Raw genomic sequence first — 22847 nt, forward strand, 5'->3', positions numbered from 1 at the left:
CCGTGAGATGGAACTGATCTGGCTCGCCTTCCTGGGCGTGCTCCTGACGGGTTACTTCGCGCTCGAGGGCTTCGACCTCGGGGTGGGGCTGCTGCTGCCGGTGCTGGGACGGACGCAGCGTCGGCGGGACGCCATGGTCTCGGCGATCGGCCCGTTCGTCCTGGCCAACGAGGTGTGGCTGGTCGCGGTCGCGGGTGTGCTGTTCGGGGCCTTCCCGGTGCTGGAGGGCGAGGTGCTCTTCGCGCTGTATCCGCTCGTCGTGGTGATGCTGCTGTCCTGGGTGCTGCGGGACGCGGGGCTGTGGTTCCGCCGCCGGGCCGACGGCGCGGCGTGGCGGGCCGGCTGGGACTGGGTGATCGCGGGCGGCTCGCTGGGGCTGTCGTTCGGCTGGGGCGTGGCGCTGTACGCGATCGCGACCGGGTTCGACGCGTCGCTGTGGCATCCGTTGGGGCTGCTGCTCGGGGTCGTCGTCACGCTCGCGTTCGCCTTCCACGGGAGGACGTTCCTCGCCGGGCGCGTGCCGGAGTTCGCCGGCTGGAGCGGTCTGCCGCTGTCGGCGGCGCTGGCGGCCCTCCCGGTCGTGGCCGTCCTCGTGGCGGCGGTGCCCGCGCTGCGCGACCACGCCGCGCCGGACGAGACCCTCGGGGCGCTGAGCCTGATGGCGCTGCCGTTCGTGCCGTTCATGATCGGGGCGCAGGTGTGGGTGTGGCGGACGTTCCGTCGCGATGCCGGCCGCGTCCCCTCGTTCTTCTAGATGCACCGCGATCTCCTGCGGCTCGCGCGGGCCGAACGGACGGTGCGCCGCCACCTCGCGGTCACCTTGGTCACGGCCGTCGTGGCGGGGCTCCTGGTGCTCGTGCAGGCCGAACTGCTGGCCGGGGTGCTGTCCGGCAGGTTCCCCGTCGCCGCGCTGGCGGGCCTGGGTGTGGTCGTGGGCCTGCGGGCGCTGCTCGGTTGGGCGCGGGACGTGGTCGCGGGTCGTACCGCCATCGGCGTGAAGACCGCGCTCCGGCGCCGACTGCTGTCGCGGCCGCCCGATCCGGGCTGCGCCGATCGCGGGTCCGGTGAGCTGATCACGCTGGCGGGACGCGGTCTGGACGCGCTGGACCCGTACCTGACGGGCTACCTCCCGGCGGCGGCGGTCGCGGCGGTGGTGCCGGTCGCGGTGCTGGCGCGGCTGTCGTTCGCGGACCTGGCGAGCACGGCGATCGTGCTGGTCACGCTGCCGCTGATCCCGCTGTTCGGGGCGCTGATCGGGCTGCACGCCAAGGCCGTCACCGCCCGGCGGTGGGCGGCGCTGTCCCGGCTCGGCGGGCACTTCCTGGACGTCGTGCGGGGACTTCCGACGCTGCGGGCGTTCGGGCGGGCGCGCCACCAGGCCACGGTCATCGAGCGGATCTCCGGGGAGCACCGGGCCGCCACCATGCGCACGCTGCGGGTCGCGTTCCTGTCGTCGCTGGTGTTGGAGCTGTGCGCGTCGCTGTCGCTGGCGTTGGTGGCCGTGCCGGTGGGGCTGCGGCTGCTGGACGGCTCGCTCGACCTGACGACGGCGCTGCTGGTGCTGCTCCTCGCCCCGGAGGCGTACCTGCCGCTGCGGGCGATGGGGGCCGGGTTCCACGCGTCGATGGAGGGCGTGGCGGCGGCCGACGCGGCGTTCGCGCTGCTCGACGAGGCGGGCGACACCGCGACGGGACGCCGGCGGCGAGACCGGCCGGGCACGGCTCCGGAGATCCGCCTGGAGAACGTCACCGTGCGGTATCCCGGTCGCGACGCTCCGGCCCTCGACGACGTGTCGCTGGTCATCGCACCCGGTGAACGGGTCGCGCTGGTCGGGGAGAGCGGCGGGGGGAAGAGCACGCTGCTGCATCTCATCATCGGCTTCGTCACGCCGACCCACGGCCGCGTTCTGATCGACGGCATCGACCTGGCGGAATTGTCGCCGGACGCCTGGCGGGAGGAGGCGGCGTTCGTCCCTCAACGCCCGCACCTGTTCGCGTCCTCGGTCGCCGACAACATCCGGCTCGGCCGCCCGGACGCGTCACCGGAGGAGGTACGACGGGCGGCCGTCGCGGCGCAGGCGGACGCGTTCATCGGCGCATTGCCCGGCGGCTATACGGCTCCGGTCGGGGAACGCGGGGGCCGGCTCTCCGCCGGGCAACGGCAACGCATCGCCCTGGCCAGGGCGTTCTGTCGTTCCGGCACCACCGCGCTGCTCGTGGACGAGCCGACCGCCAGGCTCGACGGGCGCAGCGAGGCGGCGGTGGTCGAGGCGGTCGACCGTCTGTCGCGGGGATGCACCACCGTGATCGTGGCGCACCGCCCCGCGATGCTCGCCCTCGCCGATCGGGTCGTCCGCCTTCGGGCCGGACGCTTGGCCGAGTTCGAGGAGCCCCGGCGCCGGGGACCGGCGGCCGGGGAGGCCCGTCAGGCGGGCCGGGGCGAGGGTGTGGAGGTAGGGCGGTGAGGGGGCGGCTCGTCGCGGCGATGGCGGCCGGGGCCGCCGCCGACCTGGCGGGGCTGGGGCTGATCGGCGCGTCCGCCTGGCTCATCACCCGAGCCGCCCAGCAGCCTTCCATCGCCGCGCTGGGCCTGGCGATCGTGGCGGTACGGGCGTTCGCCATCGGCAAGGGCGTCTTCCGGTACGGCGAACGGCTGGCGGGGCACGACGTCGCGTTGCGGGCGCAGGCGGCCACGAGGGGACGGCTCTTCCGGGCGCTGATCCCCCCGCGTTCGGCCGCCCACGGCAGCCCGGACCTGCTCAGCCGGATGGTGGACGACACCGACGCCGTTCAGGATCTCCTCGTCCGCTGCCTGTTGCCCGTCTTCGCCGCACTGGCGACCGGGACGGCGGCGGTCGTCCTCGCCGTCACGCTCCTGCCCGCCGCCGCGCTCGTCTTGGTGGCGGGGCTGCTGGTGGCCGGGGTGGTGCTCCCGCTGGGTTCGTGGAGGGCCGCCCGTCGTCTCGGCGCGAGCCTCGCACCCGCCAGGGCGGAGCTGGCCGAACGCGTCGCCGACCTGGTGCACGGCGCGGCCGACCTGGCCGCCCACGGGGCGACGGGGCGCGCCCGGGAGGCCGCCTTCGACGCGGACGCCCGCCTGGCCGCGTTGGAACGACGCCGGACGGTGGTCAACGCGGGACTCCCGGCCCTGGGCGTGCTCGTGCAGGGGCTCACCGTCGCCGCCATCGTCCTCGTCGCCGAACCCGCCGTCGACTCCGTGGCTTTCGCCGTCCTGGCGCTCACGGCGCTCGTGTCGTTCGAGCCCGTTCTTCCCCTGATCGCCGCAGGTGAGCGGCTGGTCGAGATCAGGGCGGCGCTGCGGCGGCTGAAGGAGGTCGGCGAGGCCCCGCCCGCCGTCGTGGCGCGCGCTGACCCGCGCCCCATGCCGCAAGGGCCGCTCACCGTGGAGATCCGCGACCTCGTGGTGCGGCACGCCCCCGGAAGGGCGGCGGCGCTGAACGGGGTGAGCCTCACGCTCACGCCCGGCCGACGCGTGGCGCTGGTCGGGCCGAGCGGAGCGGGCAAGAGCACCCTGCTGGCCGCCCTGATGCGGCTCGTGGAGCCCGAGTCAGGAACGATCCTCATCAACGGCGTGGACGTCCGCGACCTGGACCCCGACGCGGTGCGCGCCCGCCTGACCGGCCTCACCCAGGACCCGTACGTGTTCCGGACCACCGTGCGCGACAACCTTCGGCTGGCCGCGCCGGACGCCACCGATGACGAGCTGGGACGCGCCGTGGCCGCCGCCCGGCTGGCGGACTGGGCGACCGCCACCGGCTGGGACACGATGCTCGGCGAGGACGGCCGCACCCTCTCCGGAGGTCAGCTCCAACGCCTCGCGCTCGCCCGCGCCCTGCTGCGCGACCCGCCGGTCATGCTGCTCGACGAACCCACCGAGGCCCTCGACGAGCCCACCGCCGACGCCCTGGTCACCGACCTGTTGGACGCCACCCACGCCCGTACGACGGTGCTGGTCACGCACCGGCTCGCTCGCCTGGACCAGGTGGACGAGATCGTCGTGCTGGAGCAGGGCGCCATCACCCAGCGGGGTCACCACGACGATCTCGTCGAGCGTCCGGGCCACTACCGGGAGCTGTGGACGGCGGAACGGATGATCGGTCACTCGGGCTCGGGGTGAACGCCCACGACCCGGAAGTTCCCGTGGTCGATGACGGCGTCCTCGATGCAGCCCTTGAAGCGGCGCAGGGCGTGCTCTCCCAGCGCGGGCTGCACCACCACCGCGTAGCGTCCACCGCCCAGTGCCGTCAGCCCTCCGCCCTTCAGGTACGGCCGGGTGGAGCCCCGGCAGTACTCCCACAGCCGCCGCGTCATCGCGTCCACGGGGGAACGGCCGTTCGCGCTCGCCTCGAAGACCACCGTGCCGGCCGCCGCCCGCACGGGCTCGTCCGGGCGGTCCTGCGTGAGATCGGCCAACGCGAACACGGCGAGCCCGGCGACCAGCACCGCGGCTGACCCCAGGACCAGCGAACGCGTTCGTCGCGGTCTTTCCGGGGCCGCCAGATCGGGCGCACCGGCCAACACCCCGCCGGTCGGGGCGCTCAACGGGGCGAGTCCGCTGCCGCTCCTCGCGCCGACGCGTCCGCCGAGCCGCGAAGAGATCCGCTCCACCAGCGCCGCCAGCCCCGACACCACGATGCCCGCTCCCAGCAGCACCGGGATGAACACCTTGTACGAGTTCGACTCCGAGTGCAGCCAGCGGAACGTCGGAGTCTCCACCCCCGGAGCCCCGTACGGTGCCGACAGCGACGCGGGCGAGTCCGGCACCGCGTCCCGCCGTTCCCCCAGCTCGCCGATCCGCCGCTCCAGCCGATTGAACCGATCGACCCCCGCCACGGCGAGCAACACCAACATGCTGACCAACAGCAGCTCACCGGCCATCAACGCCCGCTGCCACTCCCAGCGCGCGGTGTAGAGGAAGACGTAGCCGCCCGTCCACACCACCATCACCCCGAGCCCGAGGTAGATCCACTTCTTCATGCCACCGACTCCTCTCCGGAGCGGCTGCGGGAGGTCGGCGGGAGGGGTTCCACGCGGCCGGTGTCGCCGTCCACGAAGAGCCGGGTGCCCGGAGGGAAACGGTCGAGGGCGCCACGAGCGGCCACCACGGTGGGGACGCCGAGTTCGCGGGCCAGGATCGCCAGGTGCGACAGGGGACTGCCGGTCTCGGCGACCAGACCGGCGACCTTGGGGAGGTGAACGGCCAAGGACGGCGCGAGGGTGCCGACGACCAGGATCGAGCCCGGGGCCGGGTCACCGTCGCCCGAGTGCACCGGCCCGGTGGCGCGGCCTCCGCCGGCGGCGCGTGCGCCATCACCGGAGGGGGCCGCCTCGGCGACGATCCGGTCACCGGCCAGCCGGAAGGCCGCCGGCAGCGGCGGCGTGTGGGGAGGGGCGGGGCGGTGCTCCACGTCGGCGGGGAGGGAGCCCCCCTCGAGGACCGCCTCCAGCTCCGACAGGTGAAGGGCCCGCACCACCTCGGGGCGGGCCAGTGCGCCGCGCTTGTGGAGGCGCTGACCGGCCGCCCACGCCACGCGGGCCGACAGCTCCTGGACCCAGCGGATCCGCAGTCGCAGCAGCTCGCGCGGCGGCAGCCCACCCCGCGAGCGGCCGACCGCGGGCGCACCGTCGGACGTCACGGCGGGCAGCGGGGCGGGCGCGTCGATCGCGGGCGGGGCCAGCGCGAGGACGACGGGGTCCTCGGAACGGATGCGCGGATCCTCCCAACCCCGCTCGCGGTCCCGGTGGAGCGCGATGAGCGCGAGCTGCGCCGTGGTGACCTGGGCCTCTTCGTTCAGCAGGGAGCCCGCGAGCGCCTCCAACCCGTGCAGCGCGGCCAGCGTGGAGCGCGACCAGTGCAGCGCGGCCACCAGGTCCGCGTCCGTCAGCTCCGCCAAGGGCGGGACGGCGGCCAGGTCGGTGTCCACGGCCGCAGCCGTCTCGGCCGCCAACGCCGGCAGTTCCACCCGAAGCCGCCCGACCTGCCACGCCACCGACAGCCGCCGCATCGGAGGGAGTGGGTTGAGCAGCCGCAGCCGCAGCCGCGACGGCCGGCCCGGCGCGGCCCCCAGCCGGCGCAGGTCGGCGGCGGCGCGGCCCCCGACGGAACGGACGGTGGGGCTCCGGCGCAGCGTGCGGCGGGACACCGCGCCCACCGTGGCCAGGGCTTCGGAGACGCCGTGGTCGAGCGGCACGAGCCACAGGTCCTCCTCCAACGGGGACAGCGCGTCCGGCAACGTCTCGGCGACCGGACCCGGGCCCAGCAGCGTCGCCCCTCGGGGAGACGACGGCGCCAGCGCGGTCACCGGACGACTCTGCAACAGCCACAGCGTTCCGTCGGCGTCGAACGCGAACTCCACGTCCTGCGGGCCGCCGAACACCGCGGCGGCGCGTGCGGCCAACCGCGCCAGCGCCCGCAATCGGGGACGGGACAGCGGGCCGTCCGGCGACTCCTCCTCGACCAGGCGCCCCCGGCCGGTCAACACGTAACGGGTGCCGTCGGCCTCCCCGCCCACCAGCGTGTGCGGGCCGCCGCTCACCGCGGAGACGACGACCCGGTCGGTGCGCCCGTCCACGGGGTCCGCGCCGAACATCACGCCGCCCGCCACCGCGTCGAGTTGCGGCTGGACCAGGACGGCCATCGTGCCCGGACCGTGCGCCGACTCCAGCACGTCCGACACCGCCGCACGGAACGACGTCCGGTCGCGCACCCCCAGCACCGAGACGAACCGTCCGGCCATCGAGGAGGCCGCGCCGTCCTCGGCGGTGGACGAGGAACGGACGACCAGCGTGCGGTTCCCGTCGTCGCTCAGCGTCGACCAGGCGGCGCGCAGCTCGCGCTTGAGGGACAGGTCGGTGTCCAGGTCGCCGGTGACCGGGATCGGGATGACGAAGCCGGGCAGCACGGGGAGGCCGTGCCCGGCCGCCCGCGCGAGGTTGGCGGCCTTGGCCCCCGTCAGCTCGGGGTCCGCGGCCATGGAGTGGTCGAGTCTCAGGATGCTCAGCTCTCGGTGTTGCACCACCAACTCCTTTGTCGGGGCCGCCCGATTACCAGAATCCGCCTCGGTGGGCGTTCATTCCTCCCTCGTGAGTGGTGTAATGCGCCTCACCCCTTGGTGCTTCGGGAGTGTCCGTATCTCCTCCTCGAGGCGGAGCGGCGGCCCTGAGAACGCCGGGGTCGACCCGCCCCGTACGATCACCCCCAGACGACGGAGGAGGCCGATGTGTCGGGGGATCCCGCGCTGCGCAGCGCGACCGTGAACGGCGTCGCCACCATCACCATCGACCGCCCGAACAAGCGCAACGCGATCACCGCGGCGATGTGGCGGGAACTGCCCCGGATGCTGGACGCGCTGCGGTCCGACCCCGAGGTGCGGGTCCTGGTGCTGACCGGGGCCGGCGGGCACTTCAGCTCCGGCGCCGACATCGGTGAACTGGCCGACATCGCCGGCGGCGACCTGGCCGTGCCCGCCGAACGGGCGCTGGCCGCGTTCCCCAAGCCGACCGTCGCCGCCGTCCAGGGCTTCTGCGTCGGCGGCGGCTGCCAACTCGCCGCCGCCTGCGACCTGCGGCTGGCGGCCGACGACGCCCGGTTCGGCATCACCCCCGCCAAGATCGGCATCGTCTACCCCGGCGTCCCCACCGCCCGCCTGGTCCGCCTGATCGGCCCCGCCGCCGCCAAGTACCTGCTGTTCTCCGGCGACCTGGTGGACGCCCCCCACGCCCTCCGCATCGGCCTCGTCGACGAAGTCGTCCCCGCCGACCGCCTACCCGCCCGGCTCGCCGAGTTCACCGCCACCCTCGCCGCCCGCTCCCAACTCACCCTCCAGGCCGCCAAGGACCTCATCGACGCCGCAGCCGCCGGCACCCTCACCGAGGAACGCGCGACGACCTGGGAAAAGGAATCCCGCAAGGGCATCGACGCGGCAGAGGGCATAGCCGCCTTCTTGGAACGCCGCCCCCCGAAGTTCACCTGGTCCGGACGAGGCGGCCGTAGACGCTGAGTCGTGTGGCGGGCGTAGCCGCGCGGGTCGGTTGGAGCGCCGCCCCCCGAAGTTCACCCGGTCCGGACAAGGCGGCCGTGGGCGCTGAGGCGTGTGGTGGGGCGTAGCCGCGCGGGTCGGTTGGAACGCCGCCCCCCGAAGTTCACCTGGTCCGGACGAGGCGGCCGTAGACGCTGAGTCGTGCGGGTCGGTTGGGGCGCCGTCCGCCGAGGTTCACCTGGTGCGGACGAGGCGGCCGTAGGCGATGACGTTGTGGCGGTAGTGGCCGGTGGTGGGGTCGAAGGTGCCGCCGCAGGTGATGAGGCGGAGGCCCGCGTAGGAGACCTTGCCGTAGACGCGGCGGGTGGGGAAGCGGTCCTTGTCCACCAGCTCGACGCGGGTGATGCGGAAGACGGCGGTGCGGCCGTCGCGGCGGAGGACGGTGACGTGGTCGCCGGGGCGCAGTTCGCGGAGGCGGTGGAAGACGGCCGGGCCGGTGCGGGAGTCGACGTGGCCCGCGATGACGGCGGGGCCCCGGGCCCCGGGGGCGGCGCCGTACCGGTACCAGCCGGCCTGCTGGACGCGGGTCTCGGAGGGCACCTCCAGGGACCCGTCCGGGTTCTTGCCCAGCGACAGCAGCCGGGAGTGGACCTTGAGTCGGGGGATCTGCAACGTGAGCGGGCGGGAGGGCGGCAGCGCCGTCGTCGGACGGGGGGCCGGGCTCGGCGGGGTCGCCACGGGACGGGACGGCGCGGCGGCCGGGGCGAGGGAATCCGCGATGCGCGCGACCATCGTGACCGCCAGGGCGCCGAGGAGGACGATGCCCAGACAGTGCAACCACAAAGACGCCCGGCGTCGCCCGCGCCCTGCCGTTCTCTCCACGGCCATATCGTTCCGTAACGGGGCGATCGCGCGGGCGGTTATGACGGTTGTGGGGCGGGAAATTCCGGGCGCCAGGAGGACAGGTCGCACACCCGGGTCTCCGGCAGCGCGCGGAGGCGGCCGGCCATGACCTCGGGGTCCGCGGCGACCACCGCGGGCGGCTCGGATCGGAGCAGTTCGGCCAGCGGCCGGACCCCGCACAGCAGCGACCCCTCGGACCGGACGACCGACAGCGGGCCGAGTTGCGCGACGCCGCGTTCGCTGCCGTACAGGCCCTCCAGCAGCGGCCGGACGGCCTCGGGCCACGCGTCGTCGCCCCCGCGCAGGAGGCCCACGAGGCGCAGGAAGTCGCGTTCCAGCTCGCGCGGGCTCGTCCCCGACAGGTAGTAGCGGGTGTGCCAGGGCCGCGCGTCGCCGGGCTCGGCCAGCTCGACGAGGAGCCCGTACGCCGCCGCGCATCCCTCGTACGCGGCGGTCAGGGGTTCTCGAAGGTCGGCGGGCGCGTCGCCGCCGAGCAGGCCGTGCACGACGTCCACCCGGTCGCCGCCCAGGGAGGCGGCGGCCGCGTCCTCCAGGCTCCGGTGCAGGTGGCGGCGCAGCCGGGCCACGTCGGCGGCCAGTCGGTCGGTGACCTCGCGCTGTTCGGCGAGCCGGCCGCCCAGCTCGGCGAGGCCCGCCGCGGCGACCGGGTCGGCGCCGACCGTCGGACGTTTGCGATCGAACGACAGGTACAGCTCCCGCCCGGCGATGGCCAGGCACAGCAGGATCAGGACGACGGTCGTCATGGCGCCCTCCCCGCGGGCTTCTTGCCGAGCAAGATAAGACAACAAGTGTCGGCACGGATAGCCCGAAAATCGTGGCGGGTCGGTGGAATGGACATCGAAGATCTACGTCCCGCCGCCCTGCGGGGAGGTGCCGCGACCGAGAACGCGGACGTATACGGTCTACTGGTCATCGAGGGACACATCGTTGCGGACGACGGAGCTTCTCCTTGACTGACCGAGCCGCCGAGCCCCCCGGGCCCCCCGAGCCCCCCGAGATGACGGTGGAGATCGCCGCGCCGGGGGCGGTCTACCTCGGGGACGCCCGGTTCGACGGGGACGCGGTCGCCGGCAACAAGATCGTCTACATGGCCCCGGACCCGTACCGGCCGCCCGCCCAGCTCCCCGCCGACGTGCAGGACTTCACCGGGCGACGGGCCGCCCTCGACCGGCTCGACGAGCTGGTCACGCTCGACGGCCCCCGCACCGCGCTGGTCACCGCGATCCACGGCATGGCGGGTGTGGGCAAGACCGCCCTCGCGGTGCACTGGGGCCATCAGGTCGCCGGCGAGTTCCCGGACGGGCAGCTCTACGTCGACCTGCGCGGCTACTCCGACGACGCGACGCTGACTCCGGTGGAGGCGCTCGGCCGGTTCCTGCGGGCGCTCGGGGTGCCCGACCAGCGGGTGCCCGAGGACGCCGACGAACGCGCGGCGCTGTACCGCTCCATGCTGTCCGGGCGGCGGATGCTGATCATCCTCGACAACGCGGCCGACCCGCGCCAGGTGCTCCCGCTGCTCCCCGGCAGCCCCACCTGTCTGACGCTGGTGACCAGCCGTGGCCGGCTCTCCGGCCTGGTGGCGCGGGGCGGCGCGTACACGATCGCGATCGACGTGCTGACCCCTGACGAGTCGATCGACCTCATCGCCGGCATCGTCGGCCCCGACCGGGTGATGGCCGAGCCGGTGGCCGCCGCCCGGCTCGCCTCCCGCTGCGCGTACCTGCCGCTCGCCTTGCGCATCGCGGCGGTGCACGTCGTGATGGGCACGTACGGGTCCATCGCCGAGCTGGTGGACGAGCTGGCCGAGGGCGATCGGCTCAACGCGCTGGAGTGCGACGACGATCCCGGCCTCGCGGTGCGGGCCGCGTTCGGCCTCTCCTACCGACACCTGGACGAACCGGTGCAGCGGGCGTTCCGCCGAACGGGCCTCGTGGAGGGCCCCGACTTCTCCGCCCAGATCCTGGCGGTGCTGCTCGGCACGTCCGTGGAGGAGGTACGGCCGCTGCTGCGGGTGCTCGTCCACGCCAACCTCGTTCAGCCCCGCGACGGCCGATATCGGCTGCACGACCTGCTCCGCGAGTACGCCTGGGAACGGGTGAACGAGGAGGAGACGCACGGGGAGCGGGAGGCGGCGATCGCCCGTCTCGTCTCCTGGTACGTCGACAACGGCCACCGCTACGGGCGGCGCATCGACCCGTACCGTTCGCGGCTCACCACGGGGGCCGACGACGAGGGTGACGACTACGCCGAGGCGCTCGCCTGGTTCGAGGCCGAACGGATGGGGCTGGTCGCCGCCGCCGGCCAGGCGTCACGGCTCAGGATGGGCCCGCTCGTGTGGGAGCTGGCCGACGCCGCGTACGACTTCCTGCGCCGCCGCCGTTACAACCGCGACAACGTCCGCCTGCAGAAGCTCGCCCTGTCGACCGCGCGCAGCGCCGGAGCCGCCAAGCCCCGCGCGTACGTGCTGCACCACCTCGCGGCCCTGCACCGGGACCTCGGCGGCTATACCGACGCCCTGCGGTACGCGCAACGGGCGCTGGAGGCGTCCCGGGAGGCGGGACAGGAGGAGACGCACGCGCTGCACACGCTCCGCCTCGTGGGCAAGATCCACTGGCGGATGGGCAAGTACGCGCGGGCGCTCGACTGCTTCGCCGAGCACCTCCGCCAGTGCAGGGAACGGGGCGACGCCGCCGGAGAGGCCAGCACCCTCACGTTCATGGCCCTCGTGTACAGCAACCTCGGCCGCTACACCGACGCCGTGGAGCACCTCCAGCGGGCGGTGGACATCGAGCGGACGGCGGGCAACCGCCGAGGTGAGGGCGTCGTCCACCAGTGGCTCGCCCACATCCACCACTCGCTGGGCCACTCGCGTCGCGCCGCCGAGTACGCGCAGCTCGCGTTGGAGGCGCACCGCGACGGCCGTGATCTCGCCGGCCAGGCCCGCGCCCTCAACCTGCTCACCCGGGTCACCCGCGCGCTCGGCGACCACCGGCAGGCCGTCCGGTACGCCGGGCACGCCCTGGAGATCCGCCGCACCATCGGCGACCGTCTCGGCGAGGGGCAGGCCCTCGACACCCTCGCCATGCTGCAACGCCAGATCGGCGCCTATCGCGAGGCCGAACGTCTCGTCCAGGAGGCCCTGCGGGTGCGCCGCGAGATCGGCGACCGGCACGGCGAGTCCGTCTCCCTGGAGTCGCTGGCGTGGGCGCTCAGCTACATCGGCCGCCCTCGGGAGTCGTTCGACAACCAGCTCGCCTCGCTGCGCATCCGCCGCCAGATGGGCGACCGCACCGGTGAGGCCCGCGCGCTGGCGCTGCTCGCCCACTTCGCCGTGTACGTTGACCGGCTGCCGGACGGCCTCCGGTACGCCGAGGAGTCGTTGGCGATCCGCCGCGAGGTCGGCGACCGGCACGGCGAGGCCGACTCGCTGCTGCTCATGGCCCGCCTCTACCGCAAGCTCGACCGTCCCGCCGAGGCCATCGCGCACGCCCGCCGGTCGCTGGACATCCGGCGGGAGATCGGCGACCGGCGCGGGGAGGGTGAGGCCCTCGACAACATCTCCCGCATCCACCTCAAGACCGGTCACGCCGAGGAGGCCCTCCAGCACGCCCGCCAGGCCCTCAGCGTCGAGAAGGAGATCGACGACCTGATCGGCCAGGGCTGGACCCTCGACCACCTCGCCGACGTCCACATGGCGCTCGGCCAGGGCTCCCGCGCCATCCGCGTCTGCGAGCAGGCCCTCCGCGTCCGCGAGCAGATCCACGACCGGCACGGCCAACGCCGCACCCTCGACCACCTGACGGCCCTGCACCTGGCCCAGGACGCCCCGGCCAAGGCCCTGGAGACCGCGCGCCGCGCCCTGGAGATCGTTCGCGAGTACGCCGACCCCGACACCCTCGCCCCCCGGCTGCACGCCATCGAGGACCTCGCCGAACGCGCCGAACGGTGATCAGGAGTCGGGATCGGTGCCGGCGGCCCCCGGGCACACGGGCTTGCCCGCCTTGCCGCAGTCGCGGAGGAAGTGCAGCCGCGTCGTCAGGTCCTGCCGGACGGCGGCCAGCGCCGGGTCGTCGTGCCGCGAGTCGAGCTGGTGGGGGTCGACCTGGAGGTCGTACAGCTCCCGCTCGCCCGTCGAGTGCTCGACGTAGAGATAGCGTTCCCCGCGGATCGCCTGGTACCAGCGGCTTCCGTCGGTGCGGGGACCGGTCTCCACGAGGACTCCGCGCGGGTCGGGGAGCGTCGCGGTCTGGAAGAGCGAATGGCCGTCCATGGGGATGCCCGCCGTGACGTTGGCCGCGTCGAGGATCGTGGGCGCGAGATCGATGTTGGCCACGGGCTCGGTGAACCGCCGGTTCGCCGCCATGCCGGGCCCGCGCATGACCAGCGGGACCCGGATCGAGTCCTCATAGGGGTGGATCTTGTCGCCCACGACGCGGTGCGCCCCCTGGAGGAAACCGTTGTCCGAGGCGAAGACGATGAGCGTGTCGTCCAGCTCGCCGAGGGCCGCGAGCCTGTTCACGACCTGTTCGACCAGGTCGTCGATGGCCAGCAGCGCTTCGAGCCGGTTGCGGTACCGCACCGTCATGCGGTCATTGACGGTGGCCTCCGAGATCGGCTGCCCGCCGTTGAGCTCCCTGATGTGCCGGGGCTTGTCGGAGACGTCGGCCTCGTTGAAGTTCGGGTCGCGCGGGAGTTCCGCCGTCGCGTAACGGCCGACATGGCGGGGCGCGGGACGCGGGTACCAGATGGTGGTGCCGTCGCCGCGCTTCACGTCGATCTCGCCGTGCGGCGAGGCGGGCGCGATCGACAGCATGAACGGGGCCGCCGACGGGGCGTGCTGGTCCAGGAATCTGGTGGCGATACGGGCGTAGACGTCGGGCTGGTAGTTGACCGGGTCCTTGCTCTGCGGATCCCCGTCCTGCTGGCCGTAGGGCATAAGGACACCGTTCGCGTTGAGCCAGTGCCCCCACATCTTGTAGGTGCCCCACCCGGGTGCGCCCCACCAGTCGGTCCAGCCGGGTGGGATGTGGCGCTGCGGATGGGCGTCGACCTCGGCCTGCGTCTCGACCCCGGCCATGTACCCGTTGAGGTACTTGCCGATGTGCGCCGTGCGGTATCCGGCGTTCTTCAGCCACACGGGCAGCGTCTGGCCGCCCCTCAGCTTGGGGTAGCCGCCGTCCGGCAGGGAGTTCGACAGAACCCCGTGGTTGTGGGGGTACTGCCCGGTCAGAAGGGTGGCGCGGGAGGGACAGCACCACGAATACGTCGCGTAGCTGTTGACGAACGTGGTGCCCTGGTCGGCCAGCAGGCGCTTGGTCTTCGGCAGATGGTCCAGCCAGGTGCCGCCCGCCGTCGCGTCGTTCTCCGAATGGTCGTCGGTCATGATCACGACGATGTTCGGACGGGTCGCCGCGTGCGAGGCCCTGGTCCCCAACGGCTCGGCCACGGCGGTCAGGGCCACCATGAGCGTCACCGCCAGCGCGGCGGGCAGCCGCCACCGTGTCGACACGTCCATTTCGCCCTCCCCGAGATCCACGTCAAGATCGCATAGACCCCTGTCGGGGTCAATGCGTCAGCGGTCGAGGTAGGCGAGGACGGCGAGGACCCGGCGGTTGTCGTCGTCGGAGACGGTCAGGTCGAGCTTGGTGAAGATGTTCGCGATGTGCTTGGCGACCGCCCGTTCGGTCACCACCAACCGGCCGGCGATGGCGGCGTTGGAACGGCCCTGCGCCATCAGCTCCAGCACCTCCAGCTCGCGCGGTGTGAGCCGCGACACGGGCGGGCCCCCGCGCGTCACCAGCTTGGAGATGACCTCCGGGTCCATCACGGTGCCGCCCGCCGCGACCCGCCGGACGGCGTCGACGAACTGGTCGGCGTCGAACACCCGGTCCTTGAGCAGGTAGCCGATGGCCCCGGTGCCGTCGGCCAGCAGCTCCCGCGCGTACAACTGCTCCACGTACTGCGACAGCACCAGGACGGGCAGGCCCGGCACCCGCCGCCGGGCCTCCAGCGCCGCCTGCAGCCCCTCGTCGGTGAACGAGGGCGGCAGGCGCACGTCGACCACCGCCACGTCCGGGCGGTGGTCGACCAGGGCCTCGAGCAGGTCGGGTCCGTTGTCCACGGCCGCCGCGATCTCGAACCCGGCGGCCTCCAGCAGACGGACCAGGCCCTCTCTCAGCAGGGCGAGGTCCTCGGCGAGGACAACGCGCACGGCACCTCCAGGGTGACGATCGTCGGGCCGCCCGGCGGTGAGGTCACCGCGAGCACGCCGTCGAATGTACCGACGCGCCGCTCGACGCCGCGCAACCCGCCTCCGGCGGCCGGGTCCGCGCCGCCTCGGCCGTCGTCGGTCACCGAGATCCGCAACACGTCCCGCTCGTGCCGCACGTCGACCCACACCCGGCGGGCCCCGGAGTGCTTGGCCGCGTTGGTGAGGATCTCGGCCACCGCGAAGTAGGCCGCCGTCTCCACGGGGGCCTCCAGCCGTTCCGTCAGCTCCGACGACACCTCGACGGGCATCGGGTGGTCCAGCGCCAGCGCCCGCACGGCGTCGACCAGCCCACGGTCGGCGAGCACCGGCGGATGGATGCCCCGCACCAGGTCGCGCAGCTCGCCGAGCGCCTTCGCCGAGTTGCTGCGGGCCTCGGCCAGCAGCAGCCGCGCCTTCTCGGGGTCGCGGTCGAGGAGGTGCTCGATCGCCCCCAGGGTCATGCCCATCGCCACCAGCCGCGCCTGCGCCCCGTCGTGCAGGTCCCGTTCGATCCGGCGCAGCTCGGACGCCTGCGCGCCGACGGCGTCCGACCGGGTCTCGGTGAGGTGCCGCACCCGCATCGCGAGCTGTGCCTTCCTGGTGGGAGCGAGCAACAGCCGACACCATCGCCCGTACGTGAGCAGCAGCGGCTTGGCGACGTGCAGCCCCATGATGGCGGACATCGAGCCGACCACCCCGGCCGCCCAGGCGGTGCCCCAACTGCTCACCGGGACGAACATGTACCACTGGATGTCGCCGGTCTCGGTGGTCGGCAGCCAGAGCCCGGCCGCCAGCATGATCCCGAACACCCCGTTCCAGATCATCGCGGCGGGCAGCAGCGCGAGGGCGCCGCCCGCCACCGGGTTGATCAGCAGCCACAGCAGGTCCCGCCATGTGGCGCGGTCGCTCAGCGCCCGCGTGCCGGTCTTCCACCAGCCCCTGGGCCCGGGTGAGGGCCGACGTTCCGGTGAGTACGGCGAGTCGATCCGCACGCCGGTCCACTCCGTGACGAGCCTCCGGTGCAGGTCCGTGAACCGACGCATCCAGAGCATCACCATCGGCACCACCAGGATCCCGATCCCCGCCATGAGGAGCGAGATCCCGGTGACCACCGAGCAGAACACCGCCACGCCCACGACCAGGGACAGCAGGGAGAGGCCCAGGCCACGCCACGCCGCCCGCCAGCTCTCCCCGATTCGCGCGCCCACCCTCGATGCCACAGTGCCCCCTCGTCCCGTCCCTCACCAGCGGACTCCAGTGTCCGGCGAACGGGACATCGGGCACAGTGTCGCCTGAACCCGAAGAAGGGGTGTACCTGGGTACACCCCTTCTCGTCGTTCTCGCGGGTCAGGCGTTGAGGGCGGCGGCCCCGAAGGAGACGTGGAAGCGCTTGCACCAGATGGTGACGCTCTTGAGCTTGCCGAGGTCGGCGCTCGCGGGGATCTCGTAGTTCTGGTTGCCCTTGTTGCCCTTGAGCTTGCCGAGCTCGACGTACGCGCCGTCGTCGAACACGAACCAGCCGCCGGTGCCGCCCTTGACGGGCTGGTCGGAGAGCCACACGCGCAGGTCGGGGCCGTTGGAGGTGTCGAGGTTCTCCAGGCGCAGGACGTGCTTGCCGTCCGCCAGCCTGATCACCTTGGCGGTGCCGGAGGTCCCGTGCTCATGGGAGATGAACGAGCCGGTGGACACCACCTGGGGCCTGGCCGCCTGCGGCTGCCCGCTCTGCGGCTGCCCGCCCTGGGGGGACTGACCGGGCACGGCCGGGGCCTCGATCCCGGGGGGGCCGGCCTCGTTCACCTTCTCGTCCACGAAGAGGAGCCAGGGCTGGAACAGGACCAGCGCCACGGCCCCCGCGACCGCGAGCACCACCAGCAAGACCCAGACCACAGGCTTTCTCAGCAGTGCGACCATCGTGTTCTCCCACCATCGACCGAGTCCGTATCAACTATGACGCCGCCATCCCACCGGAAGATGGACGAAGAAACCCTTACCGAACGGTGACGTTCGTGACGACGGTGGTCCGCCTCCGCTGACCCTTGACACGCGAGTACTCGCCACCGAGGTCGACCGGGCCGAGTTCGGCTACCTGCGCGACACGCTCGACCTCACCGACGGCAACCTGTCCCGCCACATCCGCACGCTCGAACAGGCCGGGTACGTCGAGATCCACAAGGGCTACCAGGGGCGGCGTCCCCGCACCTGGCTGAGCCTCACCCCGGCGGGCTCCACCGCCCTGGCCGAGGAGCTCACCGCGCTGAGGGCCCTGGTGGCCCGGCTGGACAAGGCCGAGCGCAAGCGCTGACCCCTGAGGAGCGACCCCTCAGGAGAGCGGGGGCCTTCTGAGGACGCGCTCGTACAGGTCCATGGCGTGCGCGGTGGGGGACGGGGTGCCGGGGGCGAGCCGGAAGTCGCCCCCGGCGGTGAGGAACAGGCAGCGGGAGGAGCGTTCGGTGTGCATCCGGTGGGCCAGGTCGTACAGGTGGGTGACGAACACGACCCGTACGCCCACGTCGGTCAGGGCCCGGAGGATCTCGGCGGCGATGTCCGAGCCCTCCCGCTCGTTGGTGGAGACGAACGACTCGTTGCACAGCACCAGCGCGCCGGGCCTCAGCCGGTCGACGACCGCGCTCATCCGGGCCAGCTCCTCGTCGAGCTTGCCGCTGGACATCGAACGGTCCTCCTCCCGCTTGAAGTGGGTGAAGAGCCCTTCCGCGATCGACGCCGCGAACCGTCGCGCCCCCACGAACATCCCGCTCTGCATCATCAGGTGCGCGACCCCGACGCTACGCAGGAACGTGGACTTGCCGCCCCGGTTCGTTCCCGTGACCATGACCAGGTCCCTCCGGTCGGCGTCGACGTCGTTGGCCACGACGGGGGCGTCGAGGAGGAGCGCCAGGCACGGCTCGTACAGTCCCTCCGCCGTGAGGGCGCGGGCGTCGGGGGCGGTCGGTTCGGGGCGGCAGGTCGGCAGGCCGAGCCGCGACAGCGTCTCGGCCAGGTTGACGCAGCCGACGTAGAAGCCCACCTCGTCGCGCAGGGCGACGAAGAAGTCGCGCACGTGGTCCGCAGACTGAGCGGTCGCGGTGGCGATCTCCTCGAGGACGCGACCACGGAACGCGGAGAGCGCGCGCCAGTAGTCCTCGGGATCGCCCGGGACCGTGAAGCCGAGGCCCGACCGCTTGAACCGTCGGAGGGACGGGTCGCGCCCCTTGCCGGGCGGCTCGTGCATCGTGAAGCCGACGCCCTTGTTGCCCTTGCCGAGGCGGGCGGTGACGACGATGCCGTGCTCGAATCTGAGCTGCTCCAGCATCGTCTCCACGGTTCGGAGGTAGTCGACGTCCAGCTCCGTGCGGACCGCCCGGAACAACCTCGTGAAGCCGTCCGACCGGAACGCGTCCGCGTGCTCGGCGACGAGCCCGCCCAGTCGCCGCAGATGGTCGCAGAACAGATCCAGGATGCGCACCGAACGGTTCAGCAGCGCCTCGGGACGGGCGCCCCGAAGGATCTTCTGCTCCGCCGTGACCGCCTCGTCGGCCAGTGCGTACAGCGCCCGGACGGCCGGCGCGTTCCGCAGACAGTCGTCGAGCACGTCCTGCCGGTACGCGATGGCCGCCGGGTCGGTCAGCGGCGCGAGCGTCGCCGCCCGGGCGAGGGCGAACAGCCGCTCGTCCCCCCGGGCCATGGCGGCCCACAGCCCGTCGAGGTGCAGATCCTCCGCCGCCTCCCCGGTGACGGCCGCCTCGGGACGAACGCCGTCGTCGGCGAACAGCAGCCCCGGCCTCACCGGCCGACCCGCTCGGTGAGCCTCGTGTAGGTCAGTCCATGCTTCTCCGCGATCGCCACCGCGTACGCGCGCCCGTCGGCCGGTCCGCGCACCACCTTGTACGTACGGGTCGAACGCCCGTCGTCGGTCACCGTGCCGACCATGCTCACCGCCCTGGGGCTCATCCGGGACAGCTCGTCGATGAAGCTCACCCACAGGCAGGGGACGTCGAGCCGTTCGATCTCGTCCAGCACCGCCCGGCTCAGCGTGCGGGCGTCGTCGGAGGTCGTCGAGGTGAAGATCTCGTTCAGGATGATGACGCTGTCCGGCGTCGCGCGGTCGAGGATCGCCCGCAGCCTCAGCAGGTCGTCCTCCAGCTTGCTCGCGAGGTTGTCGAGGGTCTCCGCCCGTTCGTAGTGGGTGAAGATCCGGTCCGGCAGGAAGATCCGCACCTCTCGGCCCGGCACGGGAAGGCCGAGCGCGGCCAGGTGATGGAGTTGGCCGAACGTGCGCGACAACGTCGTCTTGCCGCCCTGGTTGGGCCCGGAGACGACCAGGATGCGTTCGTCGCCGTCGAGGTGCATGTCGTTGACCACCACGGGCCCACCGTCCTCCACGAGCTTGGCGGCCAGCGCGAGGTCGTACACGTCCCGCGCGAGCAGACCCTTGTCGGTGGCGGAGACCAGGGGGTGACAGACCGGCAGCCCCGCCGCCCGCAGCGGCTCGAGGTAGGCCAGGTAGCCGAGGTAGAACCGCAGCTCACGGTCGACGCGGACGATCTCGTCCGCCACGAAGTCGCGGTGCGCCGCACAGAACGTCGCCAGCTCCCGGAAGACCTCGGGGAACAGTTTCACCACGAGGTCCAGCACGTCGGCCTCGACATGGTCCAGCCCCGTTTCCGGCGGCGGCTCCGGTCGCCGCTCCGGTGCCCGGCCCTGCCGGAAACGCTCGAACGTCGCCAGCACCCGTTCCGCGTAGTCGAGGCGGCCGTCCGCGTCGTGCTCGGCGATCGCGATCTTGTCGTCGCGCAGCAGCAGGTCGTACCGGATCTCCCCGAGCCGGTCCCGCAGCCGCCGCGCCCGCTCACGGACCCCGGCGAACGACGCGCCGCGCACATGCTCGGCCACGTCGTCCCGCAACGCCCGCAGCCCCGGCGAGCCCACCTCGGCGGCCTCCAGCCCCTCGGCGAGGCCGCGCACCGTCGCCGCGTGGTCGAGCACGATCTCCAGGAACCACCAATGCGCCTGCGGCGCGTGCTTCACCCGCCCCAGCGCCTCCCTGCGCCGCCGCGTGGCGTCCATCCCGGCCGCGAACCGCTCGACGACCTCGCGAACGACCGGATCCTCCAAATCCCGAAAGACCCGCTGACGGAACTCCACCAGCGCGGGATCCCGCAACGGCCGATGAAAAGGGGCCGCCGCCCCGGCGTCCCCCCGCACGACCGCCCGGACGACCTGGTCGAGATGCAGATCGGCGAAGTGCTCGGGCTCCGCCGCCGACCCCGACCCGTCGGGCGAGTCCAGGGTCCCGAACAGAAGACTGCGGATGGCCATCACGCCCTTACCTCACCACGAGCCTCAGCCGCCGGGGAACGCCATGCGGAAGACCTTCTTCCAATGCCCGGCGACCTGTTTGGCGAAAGGGCCCGTATGGTAAGGCAGCCCGTGGCGCTCGCAGATCTCCCGGACGCGGGGCGCGAGATGGGCGTAACGCCGGCTCGGCAGGTCGGGGTACAGGTGGTGCTCGATCTGGTGGGACAGGTAACCCGACAGCAGGTCCACCAGCCGGCCGCCCTCGAAGTTGCACGACGCCACCATCTGCCGCAGATACCACCGGCCTCGCGTCTCGTTCTCCAGCCACTCCTCCGTGAAGACCGGCACCTCGCCGGGAAAGTGGCCGCAGAGGGAGATCTGATGGATCCAGACGCTGCGCACGAGGTTCGCGGTGAGGTTGGCCAGCAGCACCGGCACCGCGTTGCGCCCCGCCAGCGCGGGGAACGCCACGTAGTCCTTGACGTTCTGCTCGGCCACCTTGCGGAGGATGACCTTCGCGTGCTCCTTCAACTCCTCGTCGGTCTTCGTCTTCGTGCTCTGGTAGTAGCCCAGGTCGTACAGCGTGCTCATCTGCTCGAAGAACAGGGCCAGCAGGACGTTGTAGAACGGCTGCGCCAGGTAGACGGGATGCCATTTCTGGTGGCGATCCACGCGCAGGACGGAATACCCCAGGTCACGGTCCACGCCGAGCACATTGGTGTAGGTGTGGTGCAGGAAGTTGTGCGTGTGCTTCCAATGCTCGGCCGGGACGCAGTTGTCCCACTCCCACGTGGTGGAGTGGATCTTCGGGTCGGCCATCCAGTCCCACTGGCCGTGCATCACGTTGTGGCCGATCTCCAGGTTCTCCAGCGTCTTGGCCACGGTGAGCCCCACCACCCCGCCCCACCAGGCCCACCGCCGCCGCGCCCCGACCGTCAACACCACCCGACTCGCCGCCTCCAACCCCCGCTGGAAGGCGATCAGCCGCCGAATGTACCGAGCGTCGACCTCCCCGAGATCGTCGAGCACCTCCCGGCGGAGCTCGTCCAACTCCCGGCCCAACTCGTCGATCTCGGCCTCGGCCATCGCGGGCCACAACGGGGACGCGGGAGCTGACATCGCGAGCGTTCCGTTCTGTGCTCAGTCCGCCCGACCGACCCGTGGCGGTCCCCGCCCGGGGAGGCCGCGTCCGAGCCGTCGGCGGAATTCCGGTGTGCACGATGCTGATCTCGCCCACACCCTGGCAGACGCCTTCGGCTCCGTGCCATGCCGCCGACGCTCAAGACCCGAGCGGAAACCCAAGCCCGGTTGACTAGAGGCCCGACGTCCGTGTCGGTGCTCCGAACACCGGGACCGAGTACGGGTGTGGTCGTCGCCGTTCATGAAGGGGCCCCGCACACCCGATGCCGGGTTGTGCGGGACCGTTCGTTGGGTCAGGCGTGCGGGCAGGACGCGCGGTACTCGGTGAGCGCCGCGTCGGCGGGCGGTGGGCACAGGAACCTGTCGTAGCGGAGGTCGTCATCGACGAAGCGCTTCATCCAGGCGACGACGAACTTGCCGATCAGCGGGGTGTCCCAGTTGAAGGTGTTGTGGTCGGCCTTCGTCACTTCGGCGTAGGCACGCTCACGGGCCCCGGTCAGGCTCCCGTAGAACTTCTCCGCGTGCTCGGCGACCGGAGCCCAAGGGTCCTCGGTCCCTCCGAGGATCATGGTGGGGACGGTGATCGCGGACCAGTTCTTGATCGTGTGCCAGGGCGCCAACGGCACGGCGGCCTTGAGGCTCGGCCGGGCCCAGGCGGCGTACAGGGTGCCGCCGCCGCCCATCGAATGGCCGGCCACGGCGAGCCGGCTCTTGTCCAGCCGCTGCCGGACGGCGGCGGGGGACTTGGTGGTCAGGTGGTCCAGCGCGGCCAGCATCTGCCTGCCGCGTGAGGTGGGCTGGTCGGTCGCGCTGGTGGTCTCGATGACGATCGTGACGAAGCCATGGGAGGCCAGGCGCCTGCCGACCCAGGTGACCGAGACCGCGGGCCCGAAGAAGCCGGGCGAGACGGCCACGCCGCCGAAGGTGCCCTGGGCGGTGGTGTTCGGATAGAAGATCGTCGCCGATCCGAAGCCCTCGGCGCTCTCGTCGGTCACCTGGACCTGGGAGAACGCGAAGGGACCGGTCGCGTCGCGGACGCTCTGCTCGGTGGGGACGGGCCCGCGCTGGTAGGGGTTCGCGGCGGCCTGCGCCCGCCCTGCGGGTGACGTCAGGCCCACGCCGGCCGTGACGGCGAGTGCCGCCGTCACGGCGAGCAACCGGGCGAGGATTGCTTTCACTAGACCAGGCTCCTCTGTCTATGGGTTATCACTGGATGTCCAGCGGATGAATTCGTTCCGA

At 72.6% G+C, this 22847-nt stretch carries 19 protein-coding genes; 6 read left to right on the forward strand and 13 right to left on the reverse strand.

The window, feature by feature from the left end; translation table 11 throughout:
• The first annotated feature begins 7 nt into the window (after positions 1-7).
• Genes DFJ69_RS15150 through cydC form a run of 3 tightly spaced genes read left to right on the forward strand, consistent with a single transcriptional unit; the run spans position 8 to position 4137 of the window.
• Complete coding sequence (locus DFJ69_RS15150) at positions 8-754, forward strand: cytochrome d ubiquinol oxidase subunit II (protein WP_116023089.1); 747 nt, start codon at positions 8-10, stop codon at positions 752-754.
• Entirely contained in the window at positions 755-2464 is a 1710-nt protein-coding gene (gene cydD, locus DFJ69_RS15155) for a thiol reductant ABC exporter subunit CydD (protein WP_116023090.1), read from the forward strand.
• The gene (gene cydC, locus DFJ69_RS15160; RefSeq protein ID WP_116023091.1) at positions 2461-4137 is read left to right on the forward strand and encodes a thiol reductant ABC exporter subunit CydC; all 1677 of its coding nucleotides are present in this window, start codon (positions 2461-2463) and stop codon (positions 4135-4137) included. The genes cydD and cydC overlap by 4 nt, the downstream gene beginning before the upstream one ends.
• On the opposite strand, the gene DFJ69_RS15165 is transcribed toward cydC, so the two are convergent.
• Both DFJ69_RS15165 and DFJ69_RS15170 read right to left on the reverse strand, forming a co-directional pair.
• On the reverse strand, positions 4119-4997 hold the full coding sequence (locus tag DFJ69_RS15165) for a hypothetical protein (protein ID WP_116023092.1): 879 nt from the start codon (positions 4995-4997) through the stop codon (positions 4119-4121). The two genes, cydC and DFJ69_RS15165, sit on opposite strands and share 19 nt — an antisense overlap.
• Positions 4994-7036 (reverse strand): PEP/pyruvate-binding domain-containing protein, encoded by a 2043-nt coding sequence (locus tag DFJ69_RS15170; protein WP_211328628.1) that lies wholly within the window; start codon positions 7034-7036, stop codon positions 4994-4996. The genes DFJ69_RS15165 and DFJ69_RS15170 overlap by 4 nt, the downstream gene beginning before the upstream one ends.
• A 204-nt stretch (positions 7037-7240) precedes the next feature.
• Here DFJ69_RS15170 and DFJ69_RS15175 point away from each other — a divergent pair, with 204 nt between their 5' ends.
• Positions 7241-8020 (forward strand): enoyl-CoA hydratase/isomerase family protein, encoded by a 780-nt coding sequence (locus DFJ69_RS15175; RefSeq protein ID WP_116023093.1) that lies wholly within the window; start codon positions 7241-7243, stop codon positions 8018-8020.
• A 213-nt stretch (positions 8021-8233) separates the two neighbouring features.
• Here the strand turns inward: DFJ69_RS15175 and DFJ69_RS15180 are convergent, their stop codons facing one another.
• Positions 8234-8881, reverse strand: a complete 648-nt coding sequence (locus DFJ69_RS15180; RefSeq protein ID WP_245974395.1) for a class F sortase — start codon at positions 8879-8881, stop codon at positions 8234-8236.
• 38 nt (positions 8882-8919) lie between these two features.
• Positions 8920-9666, reverse strand: a complete 747-nt coding sequence (locus DFJ69_RS15185; RefSeq protein WP_116023094.1) for a hypothetical protein — start codon at positions 9664-9666, stop codon at positions 8920-8922.
• Positions 9667-9872: 206 nt separating this feature from the next.
• On the opposite strand from DFJ69_RS15185, the gene DFJ69_RS15190 reads away from it, so the two are divergent.
• Complete coding sequence (locus DFJ69_RS15190) at positions 9873-12872, forward strand: tetratricopeptide repeat protein (RefSeq protein WP_116023095.1); 3000 nt, start codon at positions 9873-9875, stop codon at positions 12870-12872.
• On the opposite strand, the gene DFJ69_RS15195 is transcribed toward DFJ69_RS15190, so the two are convergent.
• The 5 genes from DFJ69_RS15195 to DFJ69_RS35550 all read right to left on the reverse strand — a co-directional run bounded on the left by DFJ69_RS15195 (position 12873) and on the right by DFJ69_RS35550 (position 17343).
• Entirely contained in the window at positions 12873-14438 is a 1566-nt protein-coding gene (locus tag DFJ69_RS15195) for a sulfatase family protein (RefSeq protein ID WP_116023096.1), read from the reverse strand.
• Between the two features lie 57 nt (positions 14439-14495).
• Entirely contained in the window at positions 14496-15134 is a 639-nt protein-coding gene (locus DFJ69_RS15200; RefSeq protein ID WP_116023097.1) for a response regulator, read from the reverse strand.
• A complete protein-coding gene (locus DFJ69_RS15205; RefSeq protein ID WP_245974397.1) occupies positions 15098-16381 on the reverse strand; it encodes a sensor histidine kinase in 1284 nt (427 codons plus the stop codon). Before DFJ69_RS15205 ends, DFJ69_RS15200 begins: the two co-directional genes overlap by 37 nt.
• 139 nt (positions 16382-16520) lie before the next feature.
• On the reverse strand, positions 16521-17084 hold the full coding sequence (locus DFJ69_RS15210; RefSeq protein WP_211328629.1) for a DM13 domain-containing protein: 564 nt from the start codon (positions 17082-17084) through the stop codon (positions 16521-16523).
• Positions 17085-17160: 76 nt separating this feature from the next.
• The gene (locus tag DFJ69_RS35550; RefSeq protein WP_245974398.1) at positions 17161-17343 is read right to left on the reverse strand and encodes a hypothetical protein; all 183 of its coding nucleotides are present in this window, start codon (positions 17341-17343) and stop codon (positions 17161-17163) included.
• On the opposite strand from DFJ69_RS35550, the gene DFJ69_RS15215 reads away from it, so the two are divergent.
• Positions 17260-17475 (forward strand): transcriptional regulator, encoded by a 216-nt coding sequence (locus DFJ69_RS15215; RefSeq protein WP_245974751.1) that lies wholly within the window; start codon positions 17260-17262, stop codon positions 17473-17475. The two genes, DFJ69_RS35550 and DFJ69_RS15215, sit on opposite strands and share 84 nt — an antisense overlap.
• An 18-nt stretch (positions 17476-17493) precedes the next feature.
• Here DFJ69_RS15215 and DFJ69_RS15220 read toward each other — a convergent pair whose 3' ends face one another.
• The 4 genes from DFJ69_RS15220 to DFJ69_RS15235 form a co-directional block, all read right to left on the reverse strand.
• Positions 17494-18957, reverse strand: a complete 1464-nt coding sequence (locus DFJ69_RS15220; protein ID WP_116023099.1) for a MutS-related protein — start codon at positions 18955-18957, stop codon at positions 17494-17496.
• Positions 18954-20489 carry a MutS-related protein gene (locus tag DFJ69_RS15225; protein WP_116023100.1) on the reverse strand — a complete coding sequence of 512 codons (1536 nt, stop codon included), beginning with the start codon at positions 20487-20489 and terminating at the stop codon, positions 18954-18956. The genes DFJ69_RS15220 and DFJ69_RS15225 overlap by 4 nt, the downstream gene beginning before the upstream one ends.
• A gap of 24 nt (positions 20490-20513) precedes the next feature.
• A complete protein-coding gene (locus tag DFJ69_RS15230; protein ID WP_116023101.1) occupies positions 20514-21587 on the reverse strand; it encodes a fatty acid desaturase family protein in 1074 nt (357 codons plus the stop codon).
• Between the two features lie 314 nt (positions 21588-21901).
• On the reverse strand, positions 21902-22786 hold the full coding sequence (locus DFJ69_RS15235) for an alpha/beta hydrolase family protein (protein ID WP_116023102.1): 885 nt from the start codon (positions 22784-22786) through the stop codon (positions 21902-21904).
• Positions 22787-22847 lie beyond the last annotated feature (61 nt).

This window comes from Thermomonospora umbrina (genome assembly GCF_003386555.1).
Taxonomy (GTDB): Bacteria; Actinomycetota; Actinomycetes; order Streptosporangiales; family Streptosporangiaceae; genus Thermomonospora; species Thermomonospora umbrina.

What these genes read in the sequence shown, in the direction of transcription:
- DFJ69_RS15195 (WP_116023096.1), bottom strand. Translation starts at nt 14,438, where the DNA reads ATGGACGTGTCGACACGGTGGCGGCTGCCCGCCGCGCTGGCGGTGACG.
- DFJ69_RS15210 (WP_211328629.1), bottom strand. Translation starts at nt 17,084, where the DNA reads ATGGTCGCACTGCTGAGAAAGCCTGTGGTCTGGGTCTTGCTGGTGGTG.
- DFJ69_RS15165 (WP_116023092.1), bottom strand. Translation starts at nt 4,997, where the DNA reads ATGAAGAAGTGGATCTACCTCGGGCTCGGGGTGATGGTGGTGTGGACG.
- cydD (WP_116023090.1), top strand. Translation starts at nt 755, where the DNA reads ATGCACCGCGATCTCCTGCGGCTCGCGCGGGCCGAACGGACGGTGCGC.
- DFJ69_RS15150 (WP_116023089.1), top strand. Translation starts at nt 8, where the DNA reads ATGGAACTGATCTGGCTCGCCTTCCTGGGCGTGCTCCTGACGGGTTAC.
- DFJ69_RS15230 (WP_116023101.1), bottom strand. Translation starts at nt 21,587, where the DNA reads ATGTCAGCTCCCGCGTCCCCGTTGTGGCCCGCGATGGCCGAGGCCGAG.
- DFJ69_RS15225 (WP_116023100.1), bottom strand. Translation starts at nt 20,489, where the DNA reads ATGGCCATCCGCAGTCTTCTGTTCGGGACCCTGGACTCGCCCGACGGG.
- DFJ69_RS15185 (WP_116023094.1), bottom strand. Translation starts at nt 9,666, where the DNA reads ATGACGACCGTCGTCCTGATCCTGCTGTGCCTGGCCATCGCCGGGCGG.